General features: G+C 43.2%; 12 protein-coding genes. 8 read left to right on the top strand and 4 right to left on the bottom strand.

The features are described from left to right. Nucleotides 1–186: 186 nt before the first annotated feature. Nucleotides 187–417, bottom strand: a complete 231-nt coding sequence (locus tag ACLQ6D_RS18090) for a type II toxin-antitoxin system VapC family toxin (RefSeq protein ID WP_411728713.1) — start codon at nt 415–417, stop codon at nt 187–189. 5 nt (nt 418–422) lie between these two features. Further along, complete coding sequence (locus ACLQ6D_RS18085; protein WP_411728712.1) at nt 423–653, bottom strand: antitoxin; 231 nt, start codon at nt 651–653, stop codon at nt 423–425. 332 nt (nt 654–985) lie between these two features. Here ACLQ6D_RS18085 and ACLQ6D_RS18080 point away from each other — a divergent pair, with 332 nt between their 5' ends. From ACLQ6D_RS18080 to nadS, 6 genes are all read left to right on the top strand, one after another. Next, on the top strand, nt 986–1261 hold the full coding sequence (locus ACLQ6D_RS18080; RefSeq protein WP_411728711.1) for a cupin domain-containing protein: 276 nt from the start codon (nt 986–988) through the stop codon (nt 1259–1261). A 379-nt stretch (nt 1262–1640) separates the two neighbouring features. Beyond that, a complete protein-coding gene (locus tag ACLQ6D_RS18075; RefSeq protein ID WP_411728710.1) occupies nt 1641–2429 on the top strand; it encodes a TIGR04255 family protein in 789 nt (262 codons plus the stop codon). Beyond that, nucleotides 2422–2757 (top strand): hypothetical protein, encoded by a 336-nt coding sequence (locus tag ACLQ6D_RS18070; RefSeq protein WP_411728709.1) that lies wholly within the window; start codon nt 2422–2424, stop codon nt 2755–2757. The genes ACLQ6D_RS18075 and ACLQ6D_RS18070 overlap by 8 nt, the downstream gene beginning before the upstream one ends. A gap of 9 nt (nt 2758–2766) precedes the next feature. Further along, nucleotides 2767–3375 carry a hypothetical protein gene (locus tag ACLQ6D_RS18065; protein ID WP_411728708.1) on the top strand — a complete coding sequence of 203 codons (609 nt, stop codon included), beginning with the start codon at nt 2767–2769 and terminating at the stop codon, nt 3373–3375. A 181-nt stretch (nt 3376–3556) separates the two neighbouring features. Continuing rightward, nucleotides 3557–3883: a type II toxin-antitoxin system RelE/ParE family toxin gene (locus ACLQ6D_RS18060; protein WP_411728707.1), complete on the top strand. Its 327-nt coding sequence runs from the start codon at nt 3557–3559 to the stop codon at nt 3881–3883. Next, nucleotides 3873–4172, top strand: a complete 300-nt coding sequence (nadS, locus tag ACLQ6D_RS18055) for a NadS family protein (protein WP_411728706.1) — start codon at nt 3873–3875, stop codon at nt 4170–4172. Before ACLQ6D_RS18060 ends, nadS begins: the two co-directional genes overlap by 11 nt. Before the next feature lie 161 nt (nt 4173–4333). Here nadS and ACLQ6D_RS18050 read toward each other — a convergent pair whose 3' ends face one another. Beyond that, nucleotides 4334–4465 (bottom strand): hypothetical protein, encoded by a 132-nt coding sequence (locus ACLQ6D_RS18050; RefSeq protein ID WP_411728705.1) that lies wholly within the window; start codon nt 4463–4465, stop codon nt 4334–4336. Nucleotides 4466–4594: 129 nt separating this feature from the next. On the opposite strand from ACLQ6D_RS18050, the gene ACLQ6D_RS18045 reads away from it, so the two are divergent. Beyond that, nucleotides 4595–4876, top strand: a complete 282-nt coding sequence (locus ACLQ6D_RS18045; protein WP_411728704.1) for a type II toxin-antitoxin system HicA family toxin — start codon at nt 4595–4597, stop codon at nt 4874–4876. Between the two features lie 91 nt (nt 4877–4967). Further along, nucleotides 4968–5471 (top strand): HugZ family protein, encoded by a 504-nt coding sequence (locus ACLQ6D_RS18040; RefSeq protein WP_411728703.1) that lies wholly within the window; start codon nt 4968–4970, stop codon nt 5469–5471. 42 nt (nt 5472–5513) lie between these two features. Here the strand turns inward: ACLQ6D_RS18040 and ACLQ6D_RS18035 are convergent, their stop codons facing one another. Next, entirely contained in the window at nt 5514–5885 is a 372-nt protein-coding gene (locus tag ACLQ6D_RS18035) for a thiol-disulfide oxidoreductase DCC family protein (RefSeq protein WP_411728702.1), read from the bottom strand. Between the last annotated feature and the right edge of the window lie 102 nt (nt 5886–5987).

Raw genomic sequence — 5987 nt, 5'->3', positions numbered from 1 at the left:
GCAAAAACTTAACGCGACCGCCAATGCCTGCGGCTGCCCCAGCCGTCCTGCTTCCCTCGTTTTATACCCAACAAGGGGTATCAAACATTGATTACGCAATGACTCGACGCGATGTCGGAATGCTTTGCATTTTCACTACGCAAAAAAACGCTTCGTGAAAACGCCCAGCCCTATCGCTTCTGGGGACTACTCGACTCCTGTCTCGCAGCGTAGGCATTCAAACTGATGCAGAAAAAAGTCCAGCTTGGTTCGGTTAGCCGCTTTTTTCACGCTTTTGGCGATACCGTATCTCAACTCAGCCAACGTAATTGAAGAAATAACCACTTGTTCGTAAGCCAATCCATCAATACGCACAAGAATATTTTCATAACCTGTCCTCCGATTCAACAAACAAATCCAGATATTGGTGTCCAGCATAAATATCAGCCAAAATCCCGCACATCACTAACCAGCGGTTGATTTCTTTCAATGGCAACCGACTCATCCAAGCTATCCAATAGCGTTAAAAGTTGTTCCGCAGAATGTTTGAGGGGTAACAACAAAATGCCTTCACCAACGCGCTTAATGGTCACTTCAGTGCCTTCAAACCGGAATGATTTGGGTAACCTGACCGCTTGGCTTTGACCGTTCTGGAATAGTTTTGCAGTTTGCATGATGATCCCCTAATAAATATATACTAAATATATATTGTATGGCTTTCAGGATTTTCTAGCTAGTTTAGATTAACCAAGTTTTACATCGTTCCCACGTTCTGCGTGGGAATAAATTATGCACCGCTCCAGCGGTGTGAGACACAGAGTGTCTCTGGCTGCATTCCCACGCAGAACGTGGGAACGATAACAGGTTAGTGAAAAAGTAATGACAAACGCAACTCGATAGGTACACCGCCGCGACTAGGAGTTGAGTATTTGTTCGATTAGCGCAGGGGATTGCCTGAAAAATGCTAAAATTCAGACTTAACCTAACAAATTAATTCAGGAAACACATGCCACAAATCACAATAGAGCATAAGCCCAGCGAAGAGCGTCTAAAAGAATTAGGAGTGGCGAATTGGGATATATGGGAGAAAGAAGTATCTGAGTTTCCCATCGACTTTGACGAAACAGAAACTGCATATATTTTGGAAGGCGAGATTCTAGTGATACCAGAGGGCCGTGAGCCTGTACGAATCTTACCGGGGGACTTGGTTGTTTTCCCGGAAGGTCTAAACAGCCATTGGAAAGTCGTCAAGCCATTGCGTAAGCATTACAGCTACGACTAAGCAGGCGGAATAAAAGCAAGTGGTCAGCATGTGGCTTACGGAAACTGGGGCAAATGAAGTTCCGATTATCCCAGATTCCACTGTGTTTCATCCGGGCTTCCTCGCTAACCACGATCAAGCCCTATGTCGATAGCGTATAATGCGCCTGAATTTTGTGGGGATAGCTCAGAAACTGATCCCATCGATTCCCATAAATATTCAGCACACCGTCCGTTATACGGTAGCCAATCCAGTAAGATTTGAGAGGTTGTGGCGATAAAATGCAGCGTGAAGCTAGCTGGGGTGCTAGAATTAAACATCTTCACCTAAAAAGTGGCAAAATTGTAATTATTTACATCCTATAAGGAATGTGTCGGTATGGCCTCCCTAAGAATGAGGGATGCTCAGGGATAAACAAGCGACGCTACAGAAAATGACCGCCAAACCTCTTCCTAAGAAATTGAACAAGGAGCCGCTAGTTGATGCGGTTTTTGAGATTCGTTTTTCCTCATCTATCCCGGTATCAAGCGTATTGCCGGGATTTTTGTTTGCACGCATCAATGACGGTGATAAAAAAATAGAACGTCTTCCTGCCGCCGATATTCCTATCCAAATGAGAGAGTTTGATCCGAATTTGCGCTTTCAACCTCTATTGAGACTGAATTGGGACAGATTTCTTATTTTAATAGGCGACAAAAGCCTGGCAATTGCCTGTGCGATACCGTATCCGGGCTGGCAGGATTTCAAATCCAAAATTATCGAAGTTATTAATATACTCAAGGACTCACGGATCATTGAAACTGTTAGTCGTTTTAGCCTCAAATATGTTGATATTATCGAGGGAAAAAACCTCTCTGAGCAGATTCAGAGGGTGAATGTAAACCTTAACGTTGGGAATCACATACTGTCTTCTGAACAGTTTGGTATCCGCGTTGAAATTCGACAGAATGATTATCTCAATATTGTGCAGATTGCAGCACCATCTAGCGTTACTCTTTTTGACGGGCAAACACGAGACGGTGTGCTAGTAGCGGTAGATAGCATCAGTGAACAGTTAACAATTGATTTGACCCGCTTTGCCGAGGCACTTGCTGATAACCTTGAGGCTATTCATACAAGCAACAAAACCATGTTTTTTGAATGTTTGCGGCCAGAGACCATAACTTATTTGGATCCAGTCTATGAATAACTATCGTATCAAGCAAGAGTCTGAAACATCCGCCGGGACTTACCGACTGAATCTATTTATAGTAAAACCTTTGCTGTTGGCTGGGATTGCAGCACAGAGCCTACAGCCTATACCTAGTTATCTCCCTCCATACACGATTACCGAAAGCTCAAAAACATTTGGACAACTAGAAAATATATTCACTGGAGATTATGAAGATGCTACCAGTGATTTTGAGCGATCTATGACAGCATTTTATGCGTCGCTTTTGGAAAAGCAGGAACCGCTTGGAAAAGAGTTTGAGGATGTGCTGGATGAGAACCGTTGGAATCTCTATGTGCGCTCTTAGAGGAATGTTATGGAGATTAGTGCTGCTTCCCTTCATGATCAGATTCCATACTATCTGACAAGAGATCAAAAAGAAGGCCTCCTTAAGGCCTTAAAAGATTTCCCGCGCAATACTCATTATTATCTAACTGGGCAATATAAAGAAGAATATCAAGAAAAATTGTTGCAGGGAGATGGTTGGACTAAGCTGAAAATATTAAATTTTTACACTGGGGAAAAAGCCTCGATAAATGGGATTGTATTGTCAAATACTTGCGATGTGACACCGGAGAATGCGCGAGAACTTCCAGTTAATATAGTGTTTGCTCCGATTGTCCCTCTCTCCGCATATAGCGCCACCCTAGAAAAAGGTGGAATCAGTTCTGAAAAAATTCAGCAAAAGATACTGGCCATTAAAGCACAACAGATTACTACTATTTTTTATCTGCCTGTCGGGGATGGTCTTGATAAAGACCACATTGTTCTTTTGGATGACATTCACACAATACCTGCAAAAGCATTTGAGCAAGAGACTGAGAAAAGCAAGCAGTTCACGCTCAGCTTATTCGGATTCTATCTTTTTGTATTCAAGCTATCAGTCCACTTTTGTCGTCTTCACGAAGGTGTTAATCGAGCCTGACAGTTTAGAAAAATCATTAAATTTATTATATTTCAATCAAGTAGCCAATATTGAGCTTGCGGAATCCTGGGCAAATGCGGTTCCGGTTATCCCGGATTCCACTGTGTTTCATCCGGGCTACCTCGCTAAAGTCTGGTTTACATGTTTTGTAATTATACGTCAATGACGTATAATATTAAGTATGGTCATCTTTGAAACATCAATATTTACCAAGAAAATTACTGCCCTACTGAATGACGAGGAATATCGAACCCTTCAAAATGTCTTGGTGGAAATGCCGGGTTCTGGGGATATCATCCAAGGCAGTGGTGGAATACGCAAAATACGATGGGGTGCAAGCGGACGCGGAAAGAGAGGTGGAGCACGGGTAATTTATTATTGGGCAACCCAGCATGACCAAATATTTATGCTTTACGCATACGCAAAAAATGAACGTGATGATTTAACGAAAGAACAGTTGTCAGTAATTAGAGAAGTTGTCGCTTCGGAGTTTAAAAATGAAAAATGAGCATTTCAATGAATTAATAGCCAGCATTAAAGAGGCTGGAAAAATTAAGCGAGGTGAAACAGAAGCCTCCCGTATACACGATTTTCCAGCACCTGATATTAAGGCAATTCGCGAAGGTATTGGTTTCTCCCAATCAAAGTTTGCTGCCCTGATCGGTGTCAATATTCGAACCCTTCAGAATTGGGAGCAAGGCCATCGGCATCCAACTGGCCCAGCTAAGATTTTGTTAAAGCTAGTGCAAGCTGATCCAAAATCGGTAGTTAAAAATTTAAACTTGAATCACGCATAACAATCGCCTGATATTTTTTTAGTAAGTACTGGATGGAGCTTGCGGAATCCGGGGCAAATGTGGTTCCGATTATCCCGGATTCCACTGTGTTTCATCCGGGCTACCTCGCTGTTAAGGTCGGAGCCAATAAAACGACTCAGCAAAAGGAGCAAAAAAGCTGCTCACCAGTGGACAACGATACCGGACTGACGGATTGAAGAAAACAGGTTTGGGTTAACGCCAAACTGCCCAAACAGTAATGAAAAATCAGAGATGGCACATAATTCTACAGGCATGGCATTTTTTACCAACACTGAAAACCAAACTCTGTTGGACAGGTTTAAAAACCACTTTATCCGAAACTCATAAGTACTGCTTATTGAACAGCAATGCTTTTAAGGAGTATCCTGTCCTTAAATCAAGATGAAGAGGAGTCTCCTGTCATGAGTCGCCATTTAAACCTGCTTAGGGCAATATTTCAGGAACCCGTCAGTGCAAATATTCACTGGCGGGAAGTTGAATCCTTGCTTCACAACTTGGGAGCCGTAATAGAGCCAACCCATGGGGCCCGTTTTCGTGTGGTATTAAACAAGGTTGAGTTTATCCTGCACCATCCACACCATGGCAGTGAATGCAATAAGCAAGACATTAAACAATTGCGGGAACACCTTGCCCAAGCAGGCATTAGTCCTTCACTCTACGAAGCTGATAAAGACCAACCTTAGAAGCTGTCTGGTTGTAGTTTCGCCATATTTTAAAAGGCTGCGGATTTCAATTAAGGCCGTGTGCCTGACACACAATCAGTACTCTTAAAAAATGAATGAAGCGGAAAACTTAACCGAAAGGGCAAACGCCTTGCAGGAACTGATTGCCTCACAGCAAACACTGTTGCTGTCTACGGCATCGGTAAACAGCGTTCCCGATCTTAGTTACGCCCCTTTTGTACGAGACCAGGCGGGATGTTTTTATATCTTTGTCAGCGAGCTTGCCGCTCATACTGCCCATTTAGTGGATAACCGTCAGGCCTCGGTTATGTTTATACGCCCGGAATCCGAGTCTCGCAACCTTTTTGCCCGCGAACGTGCAGTATTCAACTGTAAGGTTAGGGAAATAGGACGAGACGGGCAAATTTACACTGCCCAGTTACTGGCGTTGCAGGATAAATTTGGCGAAGTTGTCAGTGTGTTGCGCTCGTTATCCGATTTTCACTTGTTTGCCTTATGCCCGGAAAGTGGCCGGTATGTTGCGGGTTTTGGCCAGGCCTACACGATTAATATCAAGGATGGCACATTGTCCCCGTTTAGTAATAAGCAAAATTGAACCGATGATTGTATCTATACCATCAGGATTTACGACTTGTCTTCAAAGCAAACCCCTGGCCCTTAATCGGCGGTTGACTTGCTGATGATATATTTTGGCGAGTACTGGACGAATCAGCGGCAGACCAATCAACCAGGCCACCGGTTTCAACAAGGGAACTTTACTCATGAGCAGGATATAAGCATCCAATTCTGAAACAACTCGGCCACTTTCATCACTGACATGCAGCTCGGTTAATGCTTTTTGGGGATCAATACCTAGTTTACGCAACTGGCCCTCTTGCCCGGTAATATCAAACCAGCAAACCTGATCTGCGGACTTGCCTGAGATTTTTTCATAATTCTGCCTATCGCGAACACACACGGGGCAAGCACCGTCATAGTAAACAATAATTTTGTCTTTATCTTTACGCATCTGTTGGTCTCGCCTGGTTAATTCCAAATAAAATCTTCTACAAAAGTACATGGTATCCAATATTTACTGCTCTTCATATGCAAATAAATATTGATGTAAGGT

The sequence above is a fragment of the Methyloglobulus sp. genome, from assembly GCF_046714055.1.
Lineage (GTDB): Bacteria > Pseudomonadota > Gammaproteobacteria > Methylococcales > Methylomonadaceae > Methyloglobulus.
Note: the sequence above shows the minus strand (reverse complement) of the source record. Positions and strands in the feature narration are given on the sequence as shown.